The organism is Chryseobacterium sp. SIMBA_038, assembly GCF_046535115.1.
GTDB lineage: Bacteria > Bacteroidota > Bacteroidia > Flavobacteriales > Weeksellaceae > Chryseobacterium.
The window spans coordinates 1-278 of record NZ_JAWRXH010000119.1; the positions used below are offsets into that span (position 1 = coordinate 1).

A 278-nucleotide genomic window follows, 5' to 3' on the forward strand; every position below is an offset into this window, starting at 1 on the left:
AGAACCAATACAGAAGATTATAACCCAAATAAGGAGTCTAGATCCAAAGCGCAGATCTTCACAGACAGGGCTATCTACCGACCAGGACAGATGGTATACTTCAAAGTAATCAATGTACAACTGAACAAAGAGGTTGAATCCGTAGCTTCAGGATTAGCTCAAAAAATAACCTTATTGGACGCTAATAATCAGGAGGTTTCTTCACAGAAGTTTACAACCAATGAATTTGGAACCTATCATGGAAGCTTTACGCTGCCAAAAGGAAAATTAAACGGGGT

Annotated in this window: 1 protein-coding gene; it reads left to right on the plus strand. The window is 39.2% G+C overall.

The features are described 5' to 3' along the window. On the plus strand, window positions 1-278 hold a 278-nt coding region (locus SB689_RS22945), incomplete at both ends, for an MG2 domain-containing protein (RefSeq protein ID WP_410694370.1).